Annotated in this window: 18 protein-coding genes; 9 read left to right on the top strand and 9 right to left on the bottom strand. The window is 51.0% G+C overall.

Annotated features, from left to right (window positions below):
• Positions 1-10: 10 nt before the first annotated feature.
• The 4 genes from AQULUS_RS07450 to gatC form a co-directional block, all read right to left on the bottom strand.
• Positions 11-3,511: an FAD-dependent oxidoreductase gene (locus AQULUS_RS07450; protein ID WP_148339443.1), complete on the bottom strand. Its 3,501-nt coding sequence runs from the start codon at positions 3,509-3,511 to the stop codon at positions 11-13.
• Between the two features lie 178 nt (positions 3,512-3,689).
• Positions 3,690-5,126 carry an Asp-tRNA(Asn)/Glu-tRNA(Gln) amidotransferase subunit GatB gene (gatB, locus tag AQULUS_RS07445; protein ID WP_148339442.1) on the bottom strand — a complete coding sequence of 479 codons (1,437 nt, stop codon included), beginning with the start codon at positions 5,124-5,126 and terminating at the stop codon, positions 3,690-3,692.
• The gene (gene gatA, locus AQULUS_RS07440) at positions 5,127-6,578 is read right to left on the bottom strand and encodes an Asp-tRNA(Asn)/Glu-tRNA(Gln) amidotransferase subunit GatA (protein ID WP_148339441.1); all 1,452 of its coding nucleotides are present in this window, start codon (positions 6,576-6,578) and stop codon (positions 5,127-5,129) included. It abuts the gene before it with no gap.
• Between the two features lie 5 nt (positions 6,579-6,583).
• Complete coding sequence (gene gatC, locus AQULUS_RS07435; protein ID WP_148339440.1) at positions 6,584-6,877, bottom strand: Asp-tRNA(Asn)/Glu-tRNA(Gln) amidotransferase subunit GatC; 294 nt, start codon at positions 6,875-6,877, stop codon at positions 6,584-6,586.
• A gap of 228 nt (positions 6,878-7,105) precedes the next feature.
• On the opposite strand from gatC, the gene AQULUS_RS07430 reads away from it, so the two are divergent.
• The 5 genes from AQULUS_RS07430 (at position 7,106) to AQULUS_RS07410 (ending at position 15,107) form a co-directional block, all read left to right on the top strand.
• Positions 7,106-8,149 carry a rod shape-determining protein gene (locus AQULUS_RS07430; RefSeq protein WP_148339439.1) on the top strand — a complete coding sequence of 348 codons (1,044 nt, stop codon included), beginning with the start codon at positions 7,106-7,108 and terminating at the stop codon, positions 8,147-8,149.
• A 13-nt stretch (positions 8,150-8,162) separates the two neighbouring features.
• Positions 8,163-8,990 carry a rod shape-determining protein MreC gene (mreC, locus tag AQULUS_RS07425; RefSeq protein ID WP_148339438.1) on the top strand — a complete coding sequence of 276 codons (828 nt, stop codon included), beginning with the start codon at positions 8,163-8,165 and terminating at the stop codon, positions 8,988-8,990.
• Positions 8,983-9,456: a rod shape-determining protein MreD gene (gene mreD, locus AQULUS_RS07420; protein WP_148339437.1), complete on the top strand. Its 474-nt coding sequence runs from the start codon at positions 8,983-8,985 to the stop codon at positions 9,454-9,456. Before mreC ends, mreD begins: the two co-directional genes overlap by 8 nt.
• Before the next feature lie 22 nt (positions 9,457-9,478).
• Complete coding sequence (locus tag AQULUS_RS07415) at positions 9,479-13,339, top strand: YhdP family protein (RefSeq protein ID WP_172622777.1); 3,861 nt, start codon at positions 9,479-9,481, stop codon at positions 13,337-13,339.
• Between the two features lie 91 nt (positions 13,340-13,430).
• The gene (locus AQULUS_RS07410) at positions 13,431-15,107 is read left to right on the top strand and encodes an amidase family protein (RefSeq protein WP_148339435.1); all 1,677 of its coding nucleotides are present in this window, start codon (positions 13,431-13,433) and stop codon (positions 15,105-15,107) included.
• Positions 15,108-15,340: 233 nt separating this feature from the next.
• Here AQULUS_RS07410 and AQULUS_RS07405 read toward each other — a convergent pair whose 3' ends face one another.
• Complete coding sequence (locus AQULUS_RS07405; protein ID WP_148339434.1) at positions 15,341-15,955, bottom strand: RnfABCDGE type electron transport complex subunit B; 615 nt, start codon at positions 15,953-15,955, stop codon at positions 15,341-15,343.
• A 14-nt stretch (positions 15,956-15,969) separates the two neighbouring features.
• Positions 15,970-18,009, bottom strand: a complete 2,040-nt coding sequence (metG, locus tag AQULUS_RS07400) for a methionine--tRNA ligase (protein WP_148339433.1) — start codon at positions 18,007-18,009, stop codon at positions 15,970-15,972.
• Positions 18,010-18,087: 78 nt separating this feature from the next.
• Between metG and apbC the strand changes: the two genes are divergently transcribed.
• On the top strand, positions 18,088-19,173 hold the full coding sequence (gene apbC / locus AQULUS_RS07395; protein WP_197737303.1) for an iron-sulfur cluster carrier protein ApbC: 1,086 nt from the start codon (positions 18,088-18,090) through the stop codon (positions 19,171-19,173).
• Positions 19,174-19,188: 15 nt separating this feature from the next.
• Positions 19,189-19,755, top strand: a complete 567-nt coding sequence (dcd, locus tag AQULUS_RS07390) for a dCTP deaminase (RefSeq protein WP_148339431.1) — start codon at positions 19,189-19,191, stop codon at positions 19,753-19,755.
• 83 nt (positions 19,756-19,838) lie between these two features.
• On the opposite strand, the gene AQULUS_RS07385 is transcribed toward dcd, so the two are convergent.
• The 3 genes from AQULUS_RS07385 to AQULUS_RS07375 form a co-directional block, all read right to left on the bottom strand.
• On the bottom strand, positions 19,839-20,174 hold the full coding sequence (locus AQULUS_RS07385) for an integration host factor subunit beta (RefSeq protein ID WP_148340311.1): 336 nt from the start codon (positions 20,172-20,174) through the stop codon (positions 19,839-19,841).
• 179 nt (positions 20,175-20,353) lie between these two features.
• Positions 20,354-21,253 (bottom strand): alpha/beta fold hydrolase, encoded by a 900-nt coding sequence (locus tag AQULUS_RS07380; RefSeq protein ID WP_148339430.1) that lies wholly within the window; start codon positions 21,251-21,253, stop codon positions 20,354-20,356.
• Positions 21,254-21,355: 102 nt separating this feature from the next.
• Positions 21,356-23,053, bottom strand: a complete 1,698-nt coding sequence (locus tag AQULUS_RS07375; RefSeq protein WP_148339429.1) for a glycosyltransferase family 39 protein — start codon at positions 23,051-23,053, stop codon at positions 21,356-21,358.
• Positions 23,054-23,222: 169 nt separating this feature from the next.
• On the opposite strand from AQULUS_RS07375, the gene AQULUS_RS07370 reads away from it, so the two are divergent.
• Both AQULUS_RS07370 and hda read left to right on the top strand, forming a co-directional pair.
• On the top strand, positions 23,223-24,272 hold the full coding sequence (locus AQULUS_RS07370; protein ID WP_148339428.1) for a DUF2066 domain-containing protein: 1,050 nt from the start codon (positions 23,223-23,225) through the stop codon (positions 24,270-24,272).
• 2 nt (positions 24,273-24,274) lie between these two features.
• The gene (gene hda / locus AQULUS_RS07365; protein ID WP_148339427.1) at positions 24,275-24,976 is read left to right on the top strand and encodes a DnaA regulatory inactivator Hda; all 702 of its coding nucleotides are present in this window, start codon (positions 24,275-24,277) and stop codon (positions 24,974-24,976) included.
• The last annotated feature ends 48 nt before the right edge of the window (positions 24,977-25,024 follow it).

The following is a 25,024-nucleotide window of genomic DNA, read 5'->3' as shown; positions in this document are numbered from 1 at the left end:
CGCTACTCTTCTAGATTCTGGCGATATCATATTTCTTGAAGATGTGTTCCACCCATAAATTACTGAGTTGATCCAGCAGGCGGTTTTGCAGCGACCGCGCGTCTATGTGGTCGATGTCAATAATTTCCAGAGGCTGGTCTTGCCACGAGCAGGCAAAGACGGCTTTGGTGCGCTGGCCGGTTTCCGGGTCTATCTGCCATTGCAGACATTGAGCGCAAACGCCTTTTAGCATGCATTGCATGTTCCCGTAGACAGAAGCGAATACTTTGGGATCCTTGTGCAAATAGCTTTTCAATTCCGGCTTTCGGGCTGCCTGGAAGGTGCGCAGCAAATCCGTGTTTCCGATCAGAAATATTCTGTCAACATCCCCGAGCAAAAGAGTATGAGCCTGTTCCTTGAGCGCGGGAATGAGCGGACTGTTGATCATGCAGAGATCGGACGGCCGCGGCGCGGGCAGCGCGTGACTGTTGGTTGACAGCCAGAGAATCCTGTCTGCGGCATTTTCCAGCTCGGGCTGGCAAAACACTTCATCGGGATGATTGAACAGGCTGACATAAATGACATGATTGCCTGCGGCGCGCATTTCGGCGCCATAACTGCGCACAAAAGCATAACTGGAAGCGTTGCCTATAATCAGCACGGTCTCGTGTTCTGAAGGGATTTTGGTGCGCACGCCGGTAGGTCCCATGAGGGAGACTGGTTCGCCGGGTTTGAGCGCGGCGCATAATTTCGCAGTGGCGGAAGTTTCCGCCACGATAAACGTCAGGCAGCCGTCACTGCGGCTGCATTCCGCGGCCACCAATGCCAGAGGTTCCATTTGCAGCAAGGTGTGGTCTATGCGCGGTGCCAGCGTTTCCAGGTTTTGCAGCCGGTAAAATTGGCCTGGTTTGAAATGTTTCGCGGCGAGAGGCGCCTGAACGGTCAGCTCAATATGATGCCTGGTCTTGCGTACAATGTTTTTGACATGCGCGCTGAAAAGATAATTCATGCGCGCTGCGAATTCCTGATATTCCTCTTCACTTCCCGGATGAAGTAATTTGTGCTGCAGGCTGGCGACTATTTTGGGATAAGTGCGCAATCCGGAGGCGATAGCTTTCACGACGCTGCCATGAAAAACAGGATGGGTATCGCCTATCAGGCTCACGCGCCGGTCATGCTTGTGATAAGAAGTGAAAGGCCCGAACTGTGCGTCTTTACAATGTTCCACGCCATGCGCCACATTAAGCTCGTCATCAATATCTTCATAGTGTTGATATTGCAGATTCAGGCGGTTAAAAGTTCCGCGGTGTTCAAATTCATACGCGGTATTAGGCTGGGTGCCCGTCGCGACCAGAATCGAGCGCGCGGGCAGCCGGATTTCTTCTGTCGTGGTAACCCATTCATGATTCTGGTTGCGTATGCGCTTATGGCATATCAGGGTTTCCGCATGCCCGTATTCATTCAGGTCCACCGCGGCGGGTTCCATGCCTTCCAGGTAATAAATTCCTTCTTCCAGTGCTTTTTGCAATTCTTCGTGGTTATTGATGTAAGCGGGAGATTCCTGCATGGAGCGCCGATAGGCGATGGTGACGCCGCCCCATTCGCGCGCAAGTTTGATAAAATCGGGTTGTTCTCCTCTTGTCCTGGCGCGTTCGCGTTCCTTGCGCACAGCTTCGCCATGACGGATGTATTCGGCGAGAATTTCACGGGAAGCGGCATCCATCTGTTGATGGATAAATTCTTCGCCGTATTCAGCGGCGAGAATCTCATAGCGCATCTGGATTTTTTCCACCTGGCTGATGTAATAAGCCTGCAGCTCGGTCGCCGTATCAACGCCGGTCAGGCCGCCGCCAATGACCACGGCGGGCAAGCGGATTTGCAAGCTGGTCAGGCTGCTGGATTTTGCTGCGTTTCCCAGCTGCAGCGCCATGAGGAAATCATTAGCCTGGCGCATCCCGGGCGCGAGACTGCCGGGTATGGGCAAGGCTTTGGGCAGGCCGGCACCCACGGCGACGACAAAATGATCGAAACCCAGGTCCCACGCATCTTCAATGGTGAGGGTGCCGCCGAAGCGCACACCGCCAAACACTTGAAAATGAGGGCGGCGCATGAGACTGAGATAAATCAGTTTCAGGAAGTTTTTATCCCAGCGTACCGTGATACCATATTCCGCGACTCCGCCGAAACCAGCCATCAGGCGTTGATCCAAAGATTCCATGAGATCCGCGAATCGATAAACGGGGTGATGAATGAGCCGCTCTGGCAGGGGTTCAATCTTGAGTCCGTCAAACCCGACGACTGCAAATCCTTCCAGCAATAAATGATGCGCGAGAGTAAAACCGGCCGGGCCCATTCCTGCGATCATGATCTTGAGACCGTTATAGGGTTTCATGACCCATTGATGCTGTCGCAGAGGGTTCCACCGGGTCAGCAAGTCATAGATTTCAACGCCCCATGGCAAATCCAGCACATCGGTCAAGACCCGTGTTTCAATCTGCGGAATATTGACAGGGTCTTGTTTCTGGTAAATACAGGCTTTCATGCATTCATTGCATATTCGGTGGCCTGTTGCCGGACACATGGGGTTATCAACCATGACCATGGCGAGCGCGGCAAGGGTATACCCCTCTTTTTTGAGAAAATGCATTTCAGATATTTTTTCTTCCAGCGGGCAGCCAGTCAGTGTCACATTCAGCGCGTTTTTCTTGAAACCTTGCGCCGGATCGCCTTTTTTTACCGGGAAGCCCTTGGAGCAAAAATCACCGTCATGGTCATGACAATAAATGCAATAATTAACTTCATCCTGTACTTCACGCGCGCTCATGCGCTGATCGGTAAGCTTGAAACCATCACGCAGTCTTAATTCCGAATCGGGCGCAGCAACGCGTCCCCATTTGTCCTGGGCGGCGGGCCGGGTGTGCACGAGGTTCATGAAATCTATGCGCTCAGGAATATTAAAGCTGGGCCATCCGGCGGTTTCAGTCTGCCCTTCCGGCGTGGTGAGCGCGCGTACGCACCACTGGACAAGCTTTTCTATGTCTTCCGCATGTGTGTCGGGAGCATTGAGGTATTGTGTGCCCAGCAGGGAAACCGCCATTTCCCGGTCGTCTGTCTGCAGCGGGGCTGTTTTTAATTGCGCCGTCAGCCACGCCTGGAGTTCAGAAAAGGATGGGAAAGAGTCTGCTTTGCCGGCATCTTTTTTGGCGCGGCGTAAAACAAAATATTTTTTGAAGGTGGAAACAGGATTAAACGAAGTAGTCCTGACCCGGCTGATTGCGGCCGCTTCCTGGATTTGAAACAAATCGGCAAGAAAGTCCTCCAGTATCCGGGCGCAATGGATTAATAATTCACTGATTTCCAGGGTGGTGAACGTTCCGGTGCCGCGGCGGTATGCAAGCATCTGCTCTTGCAGCGCGGGGTTGCGAGTTCCCAAAAACGATAAAAACTCATCATCAAGGCGGTTTAACCCCTCCGAGCGCAGCAGCTCGCTAAAGGTAAAGCCTTTCAGGCGCAATTCCGGGTGTGAAGTCATGAGGTTATTGTAATGTAATTTGCATGAATTGGGGTGAAGTATAGGTGAATTTTGCATCAATTTAAATGGCTGGCGGCTGCTTGCGGCGTTGCCGCGTGGCGTAGGGCATGGCTTCAGACGCGCGCTTTCTCAAGCCGGCACCCGGCGCGCAGACCGGGTGCTTGAAGGCTGGAGCCGGTTACCCCTGCAGCTTCTTTTTCAGCAGTTCATTCAATTGTGCGGGGTTCAGTTTGCCGCCGGACGCTTTCATGGCCTGACCTATGAAAAAGCCGAACAATTTATCCTTGCCGGAGCGGTAATCAGCAACTTGCTGGGGGTTGGCGGCGAGAATTTCATCTATCAGTTTTTCAATCGCGCCTGTGTCAGTGACTTGTTTGAGGCCGCGTTTTTCTATGATGACATCCACCTCGCCTTCCTTGTTCCAGAGGGCTTCAAATATCGTCTTCGCGATTTTGCCCGAGATGGTGTCATCCGCGATGCGCGAAATCAGTTTGCCTAACTGCGCAGAGGAGACCGGACTTTCGCTGATGTCCAGTCCGGCCTTGTTCAGTGATCCCAGCAGCTCGCTGATGATCCAGTTGGCGGCCAGTTTGGGTTGGTTGCCGGATTCCCTGACGACTTCTTCATAAAACTGTGCCATGTCCTTGCTGCTGACCAGAATGCCGGCATCGTATGCGCTTAATCCATACTGACTGATGAATCGTTCGCGCTTTTGCTGAGGCAGCTCCGGCAGTTCACGGCGGACTTGTTCGATCAATTCATCTGTAATGACCAGGGGCAGCAGATCCGGGTCGGGAAAATAGCGGTAATCATTGGCTTCTTCCTTGCTGCGCATGGAGCGCGTTTCATTTTTGTTGGGGTCATAAAGGCGGGTTTCCTGCACTATCTTGCCGCCGCTTTCGATGACATTGATCTGTCTTTCGACTTCATAATTGATCGCGCGTTCCACGAAACGGAATGAGTTGATGTTTTTCAGCTCGGTGCGGGTGCCAAATTTTGATTCGCCTTTTGGACGTACAGAGACATTCGCATCACAGCGGAACGAACCTTCCTGCATGTTGCCGTCGCAAATTTCCAGGTAGCGGACCAGCGAGTGTATGGTCTTGAGATATGCGACAGCTTCCTTGGCGGAACGCATATCCGGCTCGGAGACAATTTCCAGCAGCGGAGTGCCCGCGCGGTTCAGGTCTATGCCGCTCAAACCGTGAAAATCTTCATGCAGCGATTTGCCTGCGTCTTCTTCAAGATGCGCGCGGGTAATCTGGATACGCTTGCTGGTGCCGTCTTCCAACAGAATATCGACATGTCCTTTGCCCACCACGGGTAATTCATACTGGCTGATCTGGTAGCCCTTGGGCAGGTCGGGATAAAAATAATTTTTGCGCGCGAAAACAGATTTGCGGGCAATTTCCGCATTGGCGCCCAAGCCGAATTTAATGGCCATTTGTACCGCTTCCTTGTTCAGGACGGGTAGTACACCCGGCAGCCCCAGGTCAATGGCGCAGGCCTGTGAGTTAGGTTCGGCGCCAAACTGGGTGGCGGCGGCAGAAAAGATTTTACTTTTGGTGGCCAGTTGGGCATGAATTTCTAGGCCTATGACTATTTCCCACTCCATTTAAAAACCCTCCGGAATTCGTTTGTGCCAGTCGGTGGCTTTTTGATATTGATGTGCAATGTTGAGCAGTCTGGCTTCGCCAAACAGGTTGCCGATTAACTGCATGCCTATTGGCAGCCGGTTGACGAAACCGGCAGGGACGGAAATGCCGGGCAGGCCGGCGAGATTGATGGCGATGGTGTAGATATCCGAAAGATACATGCTGATGGGATCACTGGTTTTTTCGCCTAGTCTGAATGCCGGTGTGGGCGCGGTGGGTGAAAGAATCACATCCACTTTTTTGAATGCTTGTACAAAGTCATCGCGAATCAGACGGCGGACTTTTTGCGCCTTCAGATAATACGCATCGTAATAACCCGCAGAAAGCACATAAGTGCCGATCATGATGCGGCGCTTGACTTCGCTGCCGAATCCCTCGCTGCGTGAACGTTTGTACAAATCCTGCAGATCGGCGGGATTCTCGCAGCGATAACCGTAACGTACGCCATCGTAGCGCGCGAGATTGGATGAGCATTCTGCGGGGGCGATGACATAATAAGCGGCGACAGACAGCGCTGTATTGGGCAAACTGATTTCTTCTATGACCGCGCCCAGTTTTTCATACTCGCGTATGGCTTCCTGGATGACAGCGGCAACATCCTGGCTTAGCCCTGCGCTAAAATATTCTTTTGGCAAGCCTATGCGTACGCCTTTAATGGAATCATTGAGCGATGCTGTGTAATCGGGAACCGGCTGGTCGACACTGGTTGAATCGCGCTCATCAAAACCGGACATGGCATTAAGCAGGTGTGCGCAATCTTCAACCGTTTTCGCAAGCGGGCCGCCCTGGTCAAGGCTGGAAGCGAACGCAATCATGCCGTAGCGTGAAACCCGGCCGTAGGTGGGTTTGATGCCGGTGATGCCGCATAACGCGGCAGGCTGGCGTATGGATCCGCCGGTGTCCGTGCCGGTCGCGCCCGGCGCGAGGCCTGCCGCGACAGCGGCGGATGAACCGCCCGAAGATCCGCCGGGAACATAGTCCAGGTTCCAGGGATTCCTGACCGGACCGTAATAACTGGTTTCATTGGAAGATCCCATGGCGAATTCATCCATATTGGTCTTTCCCAGCATGACTGTTCCAGCATTTTTCAGGTTCCTCACGACGGTAGCGTCATAGGGAGAAATGAAATTATCCAGCATTTTGGAGCCGCAGCTGGTTTTGATGCCGTCCGTGCAAAATATATCTTTATGAGCGATGGGTATGCCGGTGAGAGGGCCCGCTTTGCCTTGCGCACGCAAATCGTCAGCCTTCCTGGCGGCCTGCAGGGCATGTTCTTCAGTAATGGTGACAAAGCTGTTTAGCTGCTTGTCCAGGCGGTGAATTCTATCCATGAAAAGTTGTGTTAATTCTACGCTGGAGATTTTTTTTGCATCCAGTTCGCGGGAGAGTTCAGTAATGGTCTTATGATGCATTAGGGTCATGCCTCTTCGATAACTTTTGGTACGAGATAAAGTCCGGCTTCGACTTGTGGCGCGATACGCTGATATTTGTCGCGCAAGTTGATTTCTGTGACGGCATCGGGCCGCAGACGCTGGGACAGGTCCAGAGGGTGCGCGAGCGGGTCGACGCGGGACGTGTCTGCTTGGTTGAGTTGTTCAATAAAGTGCAGGATTGAAGATAACTGGGGCGTGTAGAGATCAATATCGTTGTCAGATAAATTCAAGCGTGCGAGATGAGCAATTTTTTTCACCTCTTCCGGAGTAAGAGACATGGGCGAAGCTCCTCATTCAGTAACCTGTCTATCGAAGGGACACGCATTATAATGCATGTCCGGTAGGAATAGAACCGTAGGGATAGACAAATAATGGCGGGCAGGATGCGGATTTTTTCCGGATGGCGAAGAAGAGAGTTACTTTTGCATGGCTTCTTAGATTCAAATTGATTAGAATGCAGAGTTAATACTGATTTGAAAATCTCATCGAGAAGGAAGTTTTTTTTTATGTTTAAAAAGCTGCGTGGAATGTTCTCCAATGATTTATCCATCGATTTGGGAACCGCGAATACTCTAATCTATGTCCGGGGAAAGGGCATTATTTTGAACGAACCTTCCGTTGTGGCTATTCGCCAAGGCAATGATACCGGCCAAAAACACGTCGTGGCGGTGGGCAGCGAAGCCAAGCTCATGCTGGGCCGCACGCCCGGAAATATCAGCGCAATCCGTCCCATGAAGGATGGGGTGATCGCGGATTTTTATGTAACGGAGAAGATGTTGCAGCATTTTATTCATAAAGTGCATGAAAACCGCTTTCTGCGTCCCAGCCCCCGCGTTCTGGTATCGGTGCCTTGCGGTTCTACCCAGGTGGAGCGCCGTGCCATCAAGGAATCCGCGATCAGCGCGGGCGCCCGCGAAGTCTTTCTGCTGGAAGAGCCTATGGCGGCAGCCATGGGCGCCGGCATGCCGGTTGAAGAAGCCCGGGGATCCATGGTGGTGGACATTGGCGGCGGCACGACGGAAGTGGCCATTATTTCATTAAACGGTATCGTTTACTCCGCTTCAGTGCGCATAGGCGGCGACCGGTTCGATGAGTCGATTGTGAGTTATGTACGCCGCAATTACGGCATTCTGATAGGCGAATCCACCGCAGAACGCATCAAACATGAAATCGGGCTGGCTTACCCCGCCAACCAGATGCTGCAAATGGAGGTGCGCGGCCGCAATCTCGCCGAAGGCATACCACGCAGTTTTACCATTACCAGCAATGAAGTCCTGGAAGCCTTGCAGGAACCCCTGTCCGGAATTCTGGGAGCTGTCAGAGCAGCCTTGGAACAGGCTCCGCCCGAACTGGCTGCTGATATCGCGGAGCGCGGCATGGTCTTGACCGGCGGAGGCGCCCTGCTAAGAAATATTGACCGATTGTTCATGGAAGAAACCGGATTGCCAGTCATTATCGCTGATGAACCGCTTACCTGCGTTGCGCGCGGAGGCGGCAAGGCATTGGAAATGATTCAGACATCGGGTGTCGATTTTCTGTTGAAGGAATAGAGAGGGCAGAACTATCCGCTCCATATTTCATCGCGAATCACAGCCTGGGTTACGTGCCATTCTTCTGGTATTCCTGTCTGTCGCCCTGATGGTGATGGATAAGCGGCTGGAAGCCTTCGCATCTATCCGGGCAGCTTTATCATTGCCGCTTGCGCCTTTGCAATACATAGTAAGCTGGCCGACGAATTTTATTGATACGGTCAAAAGCGTTATCAGCACACATGATGATCTGGTCAACGAAAACCTTAGCCTGAAGGCGGAGCAATTACTGCTGCGTTCCCAATTGCAGCGCCTCATCGCGGTGGAATCTGAAAATAACTATTTGAAGGCCTTGTTTCAATCCTCCAAGCAAGTAAAGGGCAAGACACTGATTGCCGAACTGCTGGCGGTAGATTTTGAACCTTTTGTCAATCAGGTGGTGCTCAATAAAGGAACACGTGATGGCGTGTACGTGGGCCAGCCGGTACTCGATGCGACAGGCATCATGGGGCAAGTGATCCAGGCCGGGCCTATTACCAGCAGGGTTTTGCTGGTTAATGACCCGCGCAGCGGTGTGGCTGTTCAAAATGTGCGCACAGGAATGCGGGCAGTTGCAGTAGGTGACAGTTATTCAGGCAAGCTGAAGCTGATGTACGTTCCGAATACCGCAGATATTAAAGTGAATGATATTTTTCTGTCATCAGGGCTGGGCGATCGTTATCCCGAGGGTTATCCGGTAGGGAAAGTCATTTCTGTCAATAAAGATCCGGCGCGCCAATTCGCAGAAGTCTATATTCAACCCAGCGCGCACCTTAATAGCAGCAGGCAAGTATTATTAATTTGGAACCAGCGAAATGCATAGTTTTTTTGCCATTTTGACCACATTGGTGATCGCGCTCATTCTGGCGTTGCTGCCTATGCCGGACTGGACGGTATGGCTGCGCCCGGCATGGGTGCTAATGGTGCTGATTTACTGGGCCATGATGACACCTTACCAGGTCAGTGTGGGCATTGCCTGGTTCACGGGGCTGGTCGTGGATTTGATGAATGGCACCTTGCTGGGTGAACACGCGCTGGCTTTCACCATCGTGATCTATTTTGTTTCCAAGATGCATATACGCTTGCGCATGTATCCCATGCTTCAGCAAGGCATCAGCATCCTTGTCTTTGTCTTGATCTATCTGTTTATTCTATACTGCATACAGGGTTTCATCGGGCAATTGCCCGGCAGTCATTTATACTGGCTGTCCGCTGTGACTAGTATGCTGCTCTGGCCTTGGCTGTTTGTGGTCATGCGCGATTGCCGCAGATGGTTTAAACTTGCATGATTCACACCTCGTGAGGACCGCTGTGAAAGCGTGGATAAAGTCATTGTTGAAAAAGACGGGCTATGTCATTGCGGGATTGATCATTATTGCCGCGGTTTTTGTCTGTCTAGTCCGCTTTTTGACGCCGATTCTGGATGAGCACCGTGCTGATTTCGAAGCGCTGGCGAGCAAACTGATGCAGACGCCGGTGACCATCAAGAATGTGAGAGTTTCCTGGTACCACTATCAACCAGTGATCAGGTTGAATAAAGTCACGCTGCTTGACAAGGAAACACAAAAACCCCTGTTGCAGGTCAAGCGCATCAGCATACTTTTTTCCATACCCAAAAGTCTTTGGGAGCGCAAACTGGAGACCAGCGGCATCATGGTCACCGGCGCGGAACTGACTATCAATGAATCGCCTGATGGCGAGTTGACCGTACAGGAATTTTCCGGTCTCAAGTTCAGCCAGCAGGATGATAACAGCAAGACTGGACTGAAGGAGGCGTTTGCCTGGCTTTCTCAAGAACCCCATATGATTCTCCGCGATATTGATTTGCATTTTAATGGTAAAAACGGCCAGAAGAGATTTGTCACGCTTTATGACTTGAATGTTGAAAATGTGGATGACCTTCACCAGATACAGGGTCGGGCGGTATTGCACCAGGACCTGCCTACCGAAGTGAACGGCGCGATTGAATGGACAGGAAAGCCGGCGGCGCTGGACCAGGCAAACGCGCGTGCCTATGTTTATGTGTCCGGGTTGTCGCTTCCTCAATGGGTCAAGGATTACACCTGGAAGGACTGGCAGATCAACGATGGGATTGTCAGTGCCAAAGTGTGGGCATCCTGGGACCAGGGCACGCTTCAAAGCATACAGAGTACCTTTCAGTCTTTTGGACTGGGATTATTCGCGAAATCTGATAATTCCACACACAAGATCAATCGCCTGAGTGGAAACGTGGGATGGAAGCGGCAAGGCAATGGCCAGGTCTTCGCGGGAAATGACATATTAGTGGATTTGCCGGGGCATTTCTGGCCGGCGACCAGTTTTTATGTCGCGCTGGCTCCTGATGCTTCGGGTGCGCTAATCCCGTCAACTGCTGAACTGGGTTATGTTGATTTGGCTGATGTGCGGTCTTTTCTGAATTCATCGCCAGCTATTCTGCCAGAAGCTACGAAAAAAATGCTGTCCAATTTGAAAATGACCGGCAGCCTGCAAAATACCGCGATGACATTTTCCGGCCCCTTGAACGACATGAGCCATATCACTCTCCGTTCCAATTTCGTGGGCTTGGGATTTGCACCCTGGCAAGATTATCCCGGCATGACCAATCTTACCGGCAGCATGCAATGGGATGGTTCGCTGGGCAAACTGAGTTTGAACAGTACGCGGTCGGTGCTGCAATATCAATCGCTTTTTGCGAATGATATTTATATAGATCAATTGTCAGGTGAAATGCAGCTCACGCATGCCCCGGATAATCTCTGGTCGCTGAATATCTCCTCGCTGCAGATATTGAATGATGATATCGCGGCGAATGTCAGCGGCAGCTTGTCACTCTCGTCCGATATGGCGCCAGCCGCTGATGTGCGCGCAAACTTTACCATGCAAAAAGCGGCAAATATCACCCGCTATTTGCCCATGCGAGTATTTGATCGCGATTTAAATGAGTGGATGCGCAATGCTTTTCTGTCTGGTGAAGTGACATCAGGCCAGGCTGTATTACGCGGAAAATTGTCGGACTTTCCGTTTGATAATCAACAGGGCGAATTCAGTATTTCCGGCGCGGTGAATAACGTAGATTTTCGCTTTGCGCCCGATTGGCCGCTGCTGCGTCATATCAAGGGCATGGTGAGGTTCATCGGCCGTCAGATCAAGATTGATGTCGAGCGCGCGGAAACGCTGGGCATAGAAGTTGAAAATGTGCATGGAGAAATTCCTTATGTGGGCGATGAGAAGCCTCAGGTTCTGCAAGTCAAAACCGGATTGATTCAGACGGATTTTTCGCAGGGGCTGCGGTATATTCACGCGAGCCCTCTGGAGAAAAAACTGGGCAAGATGTTCGCGGATGTGGAACTGCGCGGACCGATTGAATTAAAGCTGGGCTTGAGCGTGCCTCTCAAGGATCCGGATAAGACGGCGGTCCAGGGGGATCTCGCGATCAGTCGGGGAATCATGGACCTGGTGCCGTGGAACCTGAAACTCGAGGGTTTAAGCGGGCAAGTCCGGTTTACCGAAGACACTACTGAAGCAAAAGGTCTGAGCGCCATTTTATTTAACAAGCCTTTTCAGTTTGATCTAACGACCAGGCAAAAAACCAAAACCATTTCAGTGATTGAGGCTTCCTTTGTCAACAAGCTTGATGTTTCCGATTTGGAAAAGTGGTTGAAACTTCCCTTTTCTAAGGTGGTGCGCGGATCAGCGGTGGTCAAAGGAGCGGTGGATCTGTCGCTGACAGAGCCCCTGGAAATTCATTTGCGCTCGAATCTCTCCGGCGTAAGCGTGAACCTGGTGGAGCCATACGGGAAGAAAGCCCAGGAAGAACGTGATTTTTCAGCGGATATTATCATTCAAAATGATCAACCCATGCGCGTGAAAGCCGGTTACGGAGATAAGCTGAACGCGGCGGTGATATTGGCGCGCAAGCAGGATCAATTCAGTCTCGTCGGTGCGAATTTGCGCTTTGGCAGCGGAGCCGCGGATTGGCCGCAGACGGCGGGAATTTATATTACCGGACAATTCAAGCAGCTGGATTGGGGCAGGATCAAGACTTACATGAATCAATATTCGGGCAAGCCCATGTCAGGAGTCTCCCTGAAGGCAATTGATATTCTGGCGGATCAGCTGACCCTGGGCGGACAGACCCTAACCAGTCTCAGGCTGCAAGCCTCGCCTTCACAAAACGGTTGGGATGTGGTTCTTGACAGTCCCGAAATCAAGGGACAGATCAAAGTGCCTGCGAATTTTGATAGAAAAGGTGTCATATCCGCTCAGCTGCAGAAAGTTGATCTGCATGCTGCAACGGGTGCGGGCGTTTCTGAAATGCTGATGGACCTGAAAACGGTTCCGGGCATTTCATTGGCGGTGAATGACTTGAGATATAATGATATGCCGCTTGGCCAGGTGACGTTTAAGGCGGTGCCCGGCGCCAAAGGCTTGAATATCCAAACGCTGCGTATTGTCTCGCCGCGTATTGATCTGCACGCGAACGGGAACTGGACACAAGGCGACAAGAGATATGTCACCCATTTGCAAGGCGGTGCCACCTCCGCGCGTGTCAGTGAACTCCTCAGCAGTTTCGGCATGGATGTCACGAATTTCATCTCCAGCAACGGCAGTCTGAATTTTGATCTGACGTGGAATGATGCTCCCTATGCACCGTCATTATCCAGCATGAACGGGCGCGCGTCACTGGTGCTTGGCCCGGGGAGGATTGTGGATGTCGGACAGGAAAATAGCGCCAAAATGGATTTGGGGCGTATGTTGAGCATTTTCAGTTTGCAGACGATTCCGAGACGGCTCGCACTGGATTTCAGCGATGTTTTTCAGAAGGGATACAGCTTTGATTCAGTGCGCGGAGATTTTAACGTGCAGAATGGAGATATCTATACAAAAAACCTGCGCTTCGAAGGGCCGGTCGCGCGTGTCGGCATCAACGGCCGTATCGGGCTGAAGAACAAGGATTATAATTTCATCCTAAGCGTTACCGCGCATGTGACATCCAGTATCCCGGTCGCGGCGACACTGCTTACGGGAAATCCTCTGATAGGCCTGGGCGCGCTCGCGGTGAATACCGTGATCGGCTCACAGGTATCCAGCGCCACCACGAATTATTATTCGGTGACAGGGCCATGGAACAACCCCACGTGGACGTCTGTGAAATCATCCGGCAGCAAATAATGATCCAAGGTATGGCGGCTTCCCAGTCCTGGTTGTTGATCAAACGTCCTGTTATGATTAACTGACCAACACTCGCAGCCCGGATGCCGGCATGTCAATCAAGCGCAATTTGATCTTATTTTTTTTTCTGTGTTTTCACGCGGATCTGTATGCCTTCCAGCTGGAAGAAACAACAATTTCACGCGTGCACGCCGCGATAAAAAATCATGAAATCACTTGTGAGCAACTGGTTTCAGCCTACATCGAAAGAATCAAACGCTTTGATTTAAGCATGGTTGATTCAGCGCCTATTAATGCGGTCACCGAAATCAATCCTTCAGCCTTGCAAGACGCGCGCTCGCTTGACGAAAATTATGTCAAGACGCGCCGTCTGAGCGGATCGCTTCATTGTGTGCCTGTTATCTTGAAAGACAATCTGGACAGTTACGACACGACAACAACGACAGGTTCTTACGCCTTGCTGGGAAACCAGCCTGTTAATGACGCCTATCTCACGGCGTTATTACGCAAGGCTGGCGCGATTGTTTTGGCCAAAGGCGGTATGGATGAGTTTGCCTGGGGCATGATGGGAATCAGCAGCCGAAATGGGCGCATAGGTAACGCCTATCATGCAGACCTCAACCCTGGCGGCTCCAGCGGCGGTCCGGCTGCCGCAGTGAGCGCCAACTTTGCGCTGGCGGGCATTGGTTCTGACAATAGTGGTTCAGTGCGAATTCCCGCGGTTTATAATGGCTTGATCGGATTGCGTCCCGGGACCGGGCTGATCAGCCAGTCAGGTTTGTTTCCGATGGGAAAGATGGACGGTGTGGCCGGTCCCATGACTCGCACGGTGGAAGATCTCGCGCGTATCCTGGATGTGATCGCGCGCCCTGATCCGCAAGATGAAAAAACCCTGTCAGTGCCGCGAGTGAAGACATACGCGGTGTTTCTGAACTCAGATGGGTTACGCGGGAAACGCATAGGCATTGTGCGTCGGGTTGGGGGACTGGATACATTCAGAGATATGCCTGACAACGTGGCTGCTATCATGCAAAAAACCTATGCCCGCATGAAAAACCTGGGTGCCGTTTTCATTAATGTCGAATTGCCGGAGTTCAACAGTAATCGTGACTTGAATCAGGCGGGCGAGATACAGGATGTGAATCGCTATCTGTCCTCGTTTCCTGCCGTGCGGAAAAATTTTCGTGATATCTGTGAATCAGACCGGACACGCAACTTTGGTTCCATCAAATCCTGTCTGGCATTCATGAGCAGGACCAGCAAACAGACAGGCAGGCAAATCCGGCGCGCGCAGCAAATATTCGCGAACAACAAGTCTTATGTGACGCGGATGATGAACAAACATCATCTCGATGCGCTGTTGATTCCCATTTCAACACGAGGCGTCGCGAATTATGACGCGATGTCAGTCAATACGTGGCGCGCGCCGGTTTCCTCCAATTCTGGGCTGCCTTCCATTGCTTTCCCTGTTGGTTATCTGCGCGGGCTGCCTGTAGGCATTGAATTGATAGGCAAGGAAAATGCGGAACCATTGTTGATTCAAATGGTATACGCGCACGAACAGCACTCGCGCGCGCGGCCAGTGCCGGTCATGCCTCCGCCAAATGAACGGATAGCGGAAATATCAGCTCCCGAGTTTAATAATGTCATTAATCAACTGGGCAGGAAATCGTATGATTCGGTGTTGAAGGCAAGCGGTAATGATGAAAAAAAATTAACGCCGGAGGTTTTTCGCCGTTTGGCGAAATCTGTGCTGCTTCAACAGTGAGCTTAAGCTGAGCTGCCGGACGTCTTGCTGCGCCATATGTGGTTCGAGACGCCGCTGACGCGGCTCCTCACCACGAACGGAAGGCACTCAATCCGTTCGCTCCTTCGACAAGCTCAGGCCTGTCCTGAGGAGGCACGCAGTGCCGTCTCGAAGGGCTTATCCCAGGAAGACGCGAAACGCCTGTCTTGAAGGGATACGGTAATCCAGCGCAGGTTGCTTTTCAGGGGTTCAAATCATGTCTTCGCACAGGTTTTCTTTTTATCCTTGACTCGGGCAAGGGCTTCCAGGACATAAGAATGATTTTTCAAGCGTGACAGTTTTTTTTGTGACTGCTCTTTCGCGGATTTTTCAACAGACAGTCTTTTTTGCCGTGCCAGATGACGGGCGCGGGCATGCCTGGCGACGGCCTGTTTTTCTTGCTCGCGCTCCGCGGGTTCAGGATGGATAGTCAGATCAATGCAGTCCACAGGGCAGGGGGCGATACACAGCTCACAACCTGTGCACTCACTGGCGATCACCGTGTGCATTTGTTTCGCGCTTCCCAGGATGGCGTCCACCGGGCAGGCTTGAATGCACTTGGTGCAGCCTATGCATTCATTTTCACGTATCACCGCAAGCAGCCGGGGCTTGGTTTTTTTCTCCATTTCGGGTACATGGGGTTCAGTATCCACACCCATTGCCGCTCCCAGGGCGCGTAAGGTGCTGACACCCCCGGGCGGGCATAAATTCACGGGAGCGTTTTCAAATACCATGGCTTCAGCATAGGGCATGCACCCACCGTAACCACACAACCCGCATTGAGTTTGTGGTAATAAGGCATCCAGCAGTTCCGGCGTGACTTTACTCATGTGCGCATCGATGGCTATTTAACTTTCATGCCGGGCTGTGCGCCATTTTCGGGGCTGACAATGTATAATCTCCCGTCTTCGGAACCTGAAGCGACAATGACCATTCCTTCTGACAGGCCAAAACGCATTTTGCGCGGCGCCAGATTGGCGACAATCACAACTTGTCGGCCAATCAATTGCTCTGGCTGATAAGAAGATTTGATGCCTGCGAAAATCTGCCTGGTTTCGCTGCCCAGATCGACTTTCAGCCGCAATAATTTATCCGCGCCTTCCACGGATTCGGCTTCCAGGACTTGAGCGATGCGCAAATCTATTTTGTTAAAATCGTCAATGCTGATAAATTCCTTTTCTTTTGTCTGCACCGGCTCGACGGTTGGCGCGGATGCTTGAGCGGTGGATTTTTCAATATCTTGTTTTGCAGCCATTTTCATTGCCTCTATCTGTTTGGGATCGATACGGTGGATAAGGGGTTGGAATTCGTGAATGGGATGATCAAGCAAGGGCTTGTTCTTGTCTTGCCATTGTAATGGCGGCACTCTTAAAAAACTTTCCGCCTGTCCGGCTGTTTGCGGCAGCACAGGCTTTAAATAGATCATGAGAATGCGGAAAAGATTGATGCCCATGGAGCAGACGTCGTGCACCTCCTGCTGTTTGTTTGCGTCTTTTATCAGCGCCCAGGGTTTCTTTTCATCGACATACTGGTTTGCGCGGTCAGCAAGCGCCATGATCTGCCTGACGGCATGGCTGTATTCCATGTTTTGAAAGCATTCCGAGATGCTGTCACCGGCGTTCGCGAAATCATCATAAAGCAATTGTTCTGCGCAGCGGGCTGACAGTTTCCCGCCGAAATGCTTGTTGATGAAACTGGCGCAGCGGCTGGCGATATTAATGAATTTGCCTACGAGGTCCGAGTTAATGCGCTGGGTAAAGTCATCGAAATGAATATCCAGGTCTTCTATGCGATCGCTCAGCTTGGCGGCGAAATAATAGCGCAGATATTCGGGATTCAGGTTTTGAAGGTAAGTTCTGGCCTTGATGAAGGTGCCGCGCGATTTCGACATTTTCTGCCCGTCTATAGTCAGGAAGCCATTGGCAAAAATGGCTGACGGCGTGCGGAATTGAGCGCCATGCAGCATGGCCGGCCAGAACAGTGCATGAAAATAAATGATATCCTTGCCGATGAAATGATAGAGTTCAGCCTGGCTTTCAGGTCCCCAGAAATCTTCAAAGCGCAGGTCTTTATTGCGTTCACACAGGTTAAGAAAGCTTGCCATATACCCGACCGGCGCATCCAGCCAGACATAAAAGTATTTGTTTTTTTCACCCGGGATGGCGAAACCGAAATACGGGGCGTCGCGCGAAATGTCCCATTCGCGCAAACCATCGTTAAACCATTCGTCCAGTTTGTTTGTGACCTGGGCTTGCAAATGTCCGCGCCGTGTCCATTGTTTCAGGAAGTCTTCGTAATTTTGCAGTTTGAAAAAATAATGTTCCGATTCCTTTTCAACCGGTTGCACGCCCGAAAGGGTTGAAAACGGATTTTTCAGGTCGGTGGGTAAATAGGTGGCTCCACAAACTTCGCAGTTATCGCCGTACTGGTCTTTTGCGCCGCAGTTGGGGCATTCACCCTTGATATAACGGTCTGGCAGGAACATGTTTTTAACCGGATCATACAATTGTTTGATCGTGCGTTTGACAATATTTCCCGCATTCATATGACGCTTGAAAATGGTTTCTACCAGTTGTCTGTTTTCCTGGGAGTGGGTGGTGTAGTAATTGTCAAAGCCGATATGAAAGTCCGCAAAATCCTTTTCATGGTCTTGCCGCATGTTTTCAATCAGGGTTTCCGGCGCGATTCCCAGTTTTTCCGCCTGTATCATGATGGGCGTGCCGTGGCAGTCGCTGCCGCAAATATAAAGGCAGGTATTGCCCAGCATTTTTTGCAGCCGCACCCAAATGTCTGCCTGGATGTATCCCACCATGTGCCCGAGGTGCAGCGAACCATTCGCATAGGGCAGCGCATTCGTGACCAAGATTTTACGTTTACCTGACATCGTATTTTTCCTTAGCTACTTTAGCTTTTTTCAAAAAGTGTTAAAGTATAGCAAAATCAAAATCCCGTGGAGAGTGTTGTGTTGCAGAAAGAGATAGAAAACCGGCTGACAAGCTACCAAGATCCTGTGCTGGATGGTGCCGCGGGCACTGTCAAGGCGGTAAAACGTGTTGTGATTGAACAGGATAAGGTGGCGGTTGAACTGGTTTTCGGCTATCCGCATGCCAGCCTCAAACAGGAAATCATTTCCAGGCTCACGGACCGGATCGCGCCGCTTGTCCCGGGTAAATTGATTGAAATCAATCTGACCGCGCAAATCGATGCCCATGTAGGCAGACAAGGAATGCAAGGCCTGCCTCAGATCAAGAATATTGTGGCGGTGGCTTCCGGCAAGGGCGGAGTCGGAAAGTCGACGGTTGCCATCAATCTTGCTCTCGCGCTTTCGCGCGAAGGGGCCCGGGTCGGCATGCTTGACGCCGACATTTACGGCCCCAGTCAGCCCGCTATGCTGGGGACAGCCGGAGAGCGCCCGGTGGTTAAGGAGCGCGCCATTCATCCGCTTAGGCGGCATGGCATTCAGTCTATTTCCATCGGGAACCTGGTCGATGCGTCTTCGGCGATGGTTTGGCGCGGCCCCATGCTGGGCAAGGCGCTGGAACAGTTAATGTATGATACAGTCTGGGAAAACCTGGATTATCTCATTGTGGATTTGCCGCCTGGTACCGGCGATGTGCAATTGACGCTATGCCAGAAAATTCCTGTCAGCGGCGCGGTGATTGTCACGACGCCGCAAGATCTGGCGCTGCTGGATGTCAGGCGTGCCTGTGAAATGTTTAATAAGCTGGGCGTGCCTATTCTAGGCGTTGCGGAAAACATGAGTATTTATCATTGTCCTCAATGCGGGCATGCCGAACAGGTTTTTGGACAGGGCGGCGGCGCCAGACTGGCTGACGAATATGGCCTGGCCTTGCTGGGGATGATTCCACTGGATATCCGTATACGCGAAATGACAGACAGCGGACATCCTCCCGTTGTTCAAGAACCCGAGAGCCGTTATGCTAAAGCGTTTTATGCTATTGCACATAGAACAGCGGCCCGGTTGTCCATGCAGGCGAAAGATTATACGTCCAGATTTCCCCGAGTCGTAGTGCAACAAGCCAAGTAAACGGAGTGCGACCACATGAGCATCAAATCAGACAAATGGATACGCCGCATGGCGAGTGAGCATGGCATGATTTCACCTTTTGAAGCGCGCCAGGTCAGACAGGGAGTAAATGGTAAAATCGTATCCCACGGAACATCCAGCTACGGCTATGATATTCGCTGTTCAAATGAATTCAAGATATTCACCAATATTAATTCCGCGGTGGTTGATCCCAAGAATTTCGCACCGGAAAGTTTTGTGGATGTGACGTCAGATGTTTGCATCATTCCTCCGAATTCTTTCGCTTTGGCGCGCAGCGTGGAATATTTTCGCATTCCTCGCAATGTGTTAGTTATCTGCCTGGGTAAATCCACTTATGCGCGCTGCGGCATTATCGTAAATGTCACTCCGCTGGAACCGGAATGGGAAGGGCATATCACGCTCGAGTTTTCCAATACCACACCGCTTCCTGCCAAGATTTATGCCAATGAAGGTGTGGCGCAATTACTGTTTCTGCAATCCGATGAAGAATGTGAAACTTCCTATAAAGACAGAGGCGGGAAATATCAGGGTCAAAAAGGCGTGACACTTCCTATCACATGATGAGGCGGGAAAGGCTGCACTATTCAGGCTGAATTTGAACGGCGCGCGTAATGGCCAGGCCATTCATTCAAATGGGTAATGTATCAGTCGCTTTCGTCATCCAGGTCTGCCTGGGAAACCGCTTCAATAGGAGTCTTACGATTATCATTGACCTTTTCGCGTAATTCTTTCCCGGGTTTGAAGTGCACGGCGTATTTGGGGTTAGTGATAAGCTTTTCCCCGGTTTTGGGGTTGTGCGCGCGACGCGGAGGACGAAAATGCAGATTGAAGCTGCCAAATCCGCGAATCTCGATTCTTCCACCCTGACTGAGTATATTGCTCATATGATCAATGATATGGTTAACACTCAGTGCGATATCTTTTTCCGGAAGGTGAGGAAAGTGCTTGCTGAGTTCGCCGATAAGTTGTGATTTGATCAACATATCCTTTCAGCAGTTAGCTGCCTCCGTTTCTTGGGGTATAGTTTCAATATAACTCAATGGCTTAGCAAGTCAAGAGGGCAGCTTGGCCAGATTCAGCTAAAAATGTATAATAAATAATCAATTAAGTAAAATGATATCTGTATTCAGACGCTTAATCCTATCCGCCTCTCTCCCGGTTAATTATTTTGAATGCTGTAAAAATCCATTACCGCCTTGTTCCATTGTCCAGGCTGTTCCAGGTTGCTTAAATGACCGGAGTTGGAAAGAGTCACTAGCCGGCTGTTTTTCGCGCGCGCATGCATGTCTTCGCTTTCCCTGGGCGGAATGGCACTATCTTGATCGCTGGTAATGATCAATACCGGAACAGATGTTTCGCTGAGTATATGCGTGGTGTCACCTCGCAGCGCCATTCCGCGCAGGCCAGAAGCGATGCCGTTAGCCGTTTGTCCGGAAAAAATGGCGCGCGCGGTTGAGCGGGTCTGTTCACTGGCGTTTGCAGACAAGGCCTTGTTCATAAAGCTGTTAATGAATGCTTCGGTACCATGAGTCAAAACATCTTGCGCGGCGGCCTCGCGTTGCGCCTTGACGTCAGCGCTGTCTGCTGTGGAGCGGGTATTGGACAGTATAATTCCTGCAACCCGGTCGGGATATTGGCTTAAAAAGGCTAATACAACATATCCCCCCATGGACTCGCCGCCCAGGATCGCTTTTTTGATGTGCAATTCATCCATGATTTTTTTGATATGCTGCGCATGCTCACTCATGGTGACGGCTTCCCCCTGTGCTGGCTTGCCATGCCCAAATCCTTGCAAATCCGGAGTGATGATCCGGAATGAAGATTTCAGGCCGTCAATTTGCGGCGCCCATAAACGGCTGTCCGCCGGGAACGCATGAACCAGGATCAGAGGGGTGCCTTGACCAGCGGTGGAGTAGGATATTTCTGGCTGAAGGCTGCGAACAGAAGGCTTTTCAGCCGCGATATTCACGGCAGGATAGAGAAGACAGACTGTAAGAATCAGCAATAATCTTGTCCATTCTGTCATTGAGGCAAAAAAATGACTGAAGCAGGTGCGCACGGCGTATTCCTTTTATGATGATGAATGACTGTTACGTTATGTTTTAAGTGAAGCCGTGCCTGAAATACAATTAATCTTTTCAATTAGTACGATAGCGGTTGACTATCGCGGCACGGGCGGCGGCTGATTGCTGATCAGAACATTATTTATTGTCGCGCCAATAAGATAATGGGTTTCTTTCGCGTATTTCTTTTTGAATTCCAGGTATTCTTTCATACCCATGATGGCAAACATTGGAGTGCTGCTGTGCCAGCGCTGCCAGAAGGTTTTGTCCTTGATCATCCATTCGCGGGTGTCTTGATGCTGCATCCCATAAGTCAATTCATTTTTCCAGTTCAGAATGGTCACGCGCTGCTGAAGGTAGAAAGGCAAATCCTGGTAATACTGGTTATAGGTGACAACTTCAGCATGCGGTTTCAACAAAGGTTTTAATTGCTGTGCCAAGGGAGCAATGGTGCGCGTGTCTATGGAGGGCATGGCCGCAAGGCAGAACAGGAGAAAAGCACAAGATGTGGATAGTATGATTGCAATGGCCTTGCCAAGGTTTCGGGAAGCGTAAAACCAGGCAGCGAATGATCCCAGCATGAGGACGGCGGCGGCGAAACCAAGGTATAGCGCGGCAGTGCCTGGCTGGGGCAAGGCTGTGCGTCGCGGGAAAAGGATGAGTGCGGCGGATATAAAGAGTGCGCTGACCAGTACGCAGGCGAAACCTGCTTTGATACCTTTGCCAGGCGCTTGCTGCTGGGCAGCCTTGCTTAAATATCGCGCAGTCAGGATGGCGAGAGGAGGGATAACGGGTAAAATATAAGGTATCAATTTGGATTTGGAAAATGAGAAAAAGGCAAATATCAGGAGTGCCCATAGGAGTAAAAAGAGTTCGTTGCGGTATTGGTGCCATTGCTGCCGTGATTTTGGAGCCAGGTTGGCAATCGCTTGGGGTAAAAATGCAATCCAGGGAAAAAAACCCATCATCAGGTTGGGAATAAAAAACCATGCCGGCTGATAGTGGCCGACTTTCAAGGTGGTATAACGCAGAAAATGCTGTTTGATAAAATAGAAATAAAAAAACTCCGGATTTCTCATGCCGACCATCACGTGCCAGGGTGCGGCGATAAGAAGAAAAACCAGCAGACTGGATGGAAGATAAAGCCGGGCAAGCAGGCGCCATTCTCCCAGGCACAGGATCCAGGCCCCGATAATCATGGCCGGGAACACTAGTCCTATCAAGCCTTTTGTCAGCACGGCGCATGCCGCCGCGGCAGCAGATCCCCACATGCAAAAACGACGGGCATAACCCATGGGCTGATGTGTGCCTAATAAAAAAGCATAAAGTGTGGCAGTGAGGAATACAGTAACGGGCAGATCCAGGCTGATCATGTGGGACATGACAAAATAAAGTGCGCTGCTGCCCAGAATCAACGCGGCATACAAGCCGGTAGTGCGGTCATATAATTTGCGCGCAGTCACATAGGTAAGCAGGCATCCCGATAATCCCAGCACGGCATTAATGCTGCGCAGAGACCAGAGACTGAGGCCGAAGGCGTGAATGGCGCCGGACTCCAGCCAGTAAAACAAGACTGGTTTTTCAAAGTATTTGATCCCGTTCAGGTAGGGCGTGACATAATCGCCGCTGGCGACCATTTCTCGGGCAATTTCCGCATACCTCCCTTCATCAGGCACAAATAATGGCCGTACTCCCAATAAAATGAAAAACAAACCTCCCAGAACCAGCGTGAGGAACAAGATGTCATTTCGCCAGGTATGGTGTTGGTCAGGCAGCTTTGCCTCCTGCATATACATTTGTTTTCGCCCAAGGAGTAACAGATTGCAAAATTTATCACAACAATACGGGTTGGACGAGACATTTTCAGAAGTTTACAATCATCAGCCGCGGGAGGTGTTTGATTTTGGGAGATAAAAATTTCGGATCTTAAGTTATAATGACTCCAATTCGTTGACGGGCTTGTGCATGTATATGAAAAAAATCTTGTTAGCCGCAATGGCTGCGGCATGGATGCCGGTTACCTCCGTGCAGGCGGTAAGAGTGGCCGCTCTTTACCAGGCTGAGGTTCCGGTGATATCACAAACCGGCGAAAGCAGGGAACAGGCGGTCAGGGACGGATTCCTCCAGGTGTTGATCAAGGTGAGCGGAGATCCGCAGATCGAAAAAAACCCGCTTATCCGGGCCAGTCTGAAGCGGGCTGAGTATTATGTGCATGATTACAGTTTTTCTACTGAAACACCCGAGTCATCGCAGTATTTATTACAGATCCAGTACGAACCCAGGGATATTAATCGTCTGCTGAAAAAGGCCAGGGTCGCTTACTGGGGCGAGAACAGGCCGTTGATTCTGGTGTGGGTGGCTGTGGCGGGGCAAGACCAGGATGCCGCTATCATTGGCAGTGAGTCGTCGGGTTCCGTTTATCAGAACATACATCAGATGGGGAAAAAATATGGCCTTCCCCTGATTTTTCCCATGATGGATGTCAGTGATATCAACCTCGTATCGCCGGAAGATGTGGCTTCCCTGTCCCTGGAACCTTTAAAAGATGCTTCCAGACGATATAGTCCCGATGTGCTGTTGATAGGCGACATCCGGGAAACTGAAACCGGGGTGCAAAGCAAATGGCAAATGCAGATGAACACGACCCAGTGGAACTGGAAAATAAATGGAAAATCCATGGAGGCGGTGGTGACCTCCATCATGAATCAAGTCAATCAGACCCTGATCAGCCAGTATGATCTCAGGCCGGCTGGCGAGAGGGAAACGTCACTGCATCTCGAAGTGACCCATATCCTGAAACCGGATGATTTGTCGCGCCTGATCAGGCATATCAAAAACCTGGCAGTTGTCGAACGGGTTGAATTGTCTCAAGTGGAAGATGACAAGGTGGATCTGACCGTTCGCGTCCGCGGTCCGCTAGAAGTGTTTCGGCAGCAGTCTCTAACCGGCAATCATCTGGTATTAAAATCCCAGAATCAGGGCTTGAGCAGGCTGAATTATGAGTGGATGCGCTAATCATGCATAGATCATCGGCGCAGTTAACACTGGGATTGAGTTTGAAAGATGAAGCAACGTTTGATAATTTTTATTCTGGCAGCAACGGAGAAATTGTCGCGGAACTTAAAAAGACGGCCAGCGGACAAGGCGAGAGGGTGATTTATCTCTGTGGAACCCGGGGCCAGGGATGCAGCCATCTGCTCCAGGCTTCCTGTCACTATGCGCATCAGCATCAAATCAGCTCTGTTTATCTGCCGCTTGCGAACATGATGTCGTTAACGCATGAAGTATTAAGCGGACTGGAATCCCTGGACCTGGTCTGCATTGATGACATGCACAGGGCCGCCGGTCATGCTGAGTGGGAGGAGGCCGTATTCCATCTCTATAACCGCATCTATGATTCAGGTGGAAAAATCATCATGGCGGCGAATGATTTGCCCAAGGCGATTCATCTTCGCCTGCCTGATCTGACTTCCCGTCTTTCATGGGGAATGGTTTATCAACTGCATCCCGTTTCGGATGCTGAAAAGCTTACCATTCTGACCCTGCGCGCTAACCGCCGCGGCATTACGCTGCCGGAAGAAGTTGGAAAGTATATCTTGACGCATTGCCCGCGGCATATGGGGACGTTATTTGCTGCTCTGGATGTGTTGGACAAGGCGTCGCTTGCGGCTCAGCGCCGCCTGACGATTCCTTTTGTAAAGGAAGTTCTAGAGATTTGATCATGTCCGCTTCTTTTTCACGCAGCCATGATGGATAAGCTCGAAATG

It is taken from the genome of Aquicella siphonis, assembly GCF_902459485.1.
GTDB classification, from domain to species: Bacteria; Pseudomonadota; Gammaproteobacteria; order DSM-16500; family DSM-16500; genus Aquicella; species Aquicella siphonis.
The sequence above is the reverse complement of the archived record's forward strand: the minus strand, read 5'-3'. Positions and strand labels throughout refer to the sequence as shown.

Coding starts and splice junctions, on each gene's coding strand:
- AQULUS_RS07450 (WP_148339443.1), bottom strand. CDS start 3,511: ATGACTTCACACCCGGAATTGCGCCTGAAAGGCTTTACCTTTAGCGAG.
- gatB (WP_148339442.1), bottom strand. CDS start 5,126: ATGGAGTGGGAAATAGTCATAGGCCTAGAAATTCATGCCCAACTGGCC.
- gatA (WP_148339441.1), bottom strand. CDS start 6,578: ATGCATCATAAGACCATTACTGAACTCTCCCGCGAACTGGATGCAAAA.
- gatC (WP_148339440.1), bottom strand. CDS start 6,877: ATGTCTCTTACTCCGGAAGAGGTGAAAAAAATTGCTCATCTCGCACGC.
- AQULUS_RS07430 (WP_148339439.1), top strand. CDS start 7,106: ATGTTTAAAAAGCTGCGTGGAATGTTCTCCAATGATTTATCCATCGAT.
- mreD (WP_148339437.1), top strand. CDS start 8,983: ATGCATAGTTTTTTTGCCATTTTGACCACATTGGTGATCGCGCTCATT.
- AQULUS_RS07410 (WP_148339435.1), top strand. CDS start 13,431: ATGTCAATCAAGCGCAATTTGATCTTATTTTTTTTTCTGTGTTTTCAC.
- AQULUS_RS07405 (WP_148339434.1), bottom strand. CDS start 15,955: ATGAGTAAAGTCACGCCGGAACTGCTGGATGCCTTATTACCACAAACT.
- metG (WP_148339433.1), bottom strand. CDS start 18,009: ATGTCAGGTAAACGTAAAATCTTGGTCACGAATGCGCTGCCCTATGCG.
- dcd (WP_148339431.1), top strand. CDS start 19,189: ATGAGCATCAAATCAGACAAATGGATACGCCGCATGGCGAGTGAGCAT.
- AQULUS_RS07375 (WP_148339429.1), bottom strand. CDS start 23,053: ATGTATATGCAGGAGGCAAAGCTGCCTGACCAACACCATACCTGGCGA.
- AQULUS_RS07370 (WP_148339428.1), top strand. CDS start 23,223: ATGTATATGAAAAAAATCTTGTTAGCCGCAATGGCTGCGGCATGGATG.
- hda (WP_148339427.1), top strand. CDS start 24,275: ATGCATAGATCATCGGCGCAGTTAACACTGGGATTGAGTTTGAAAGAT.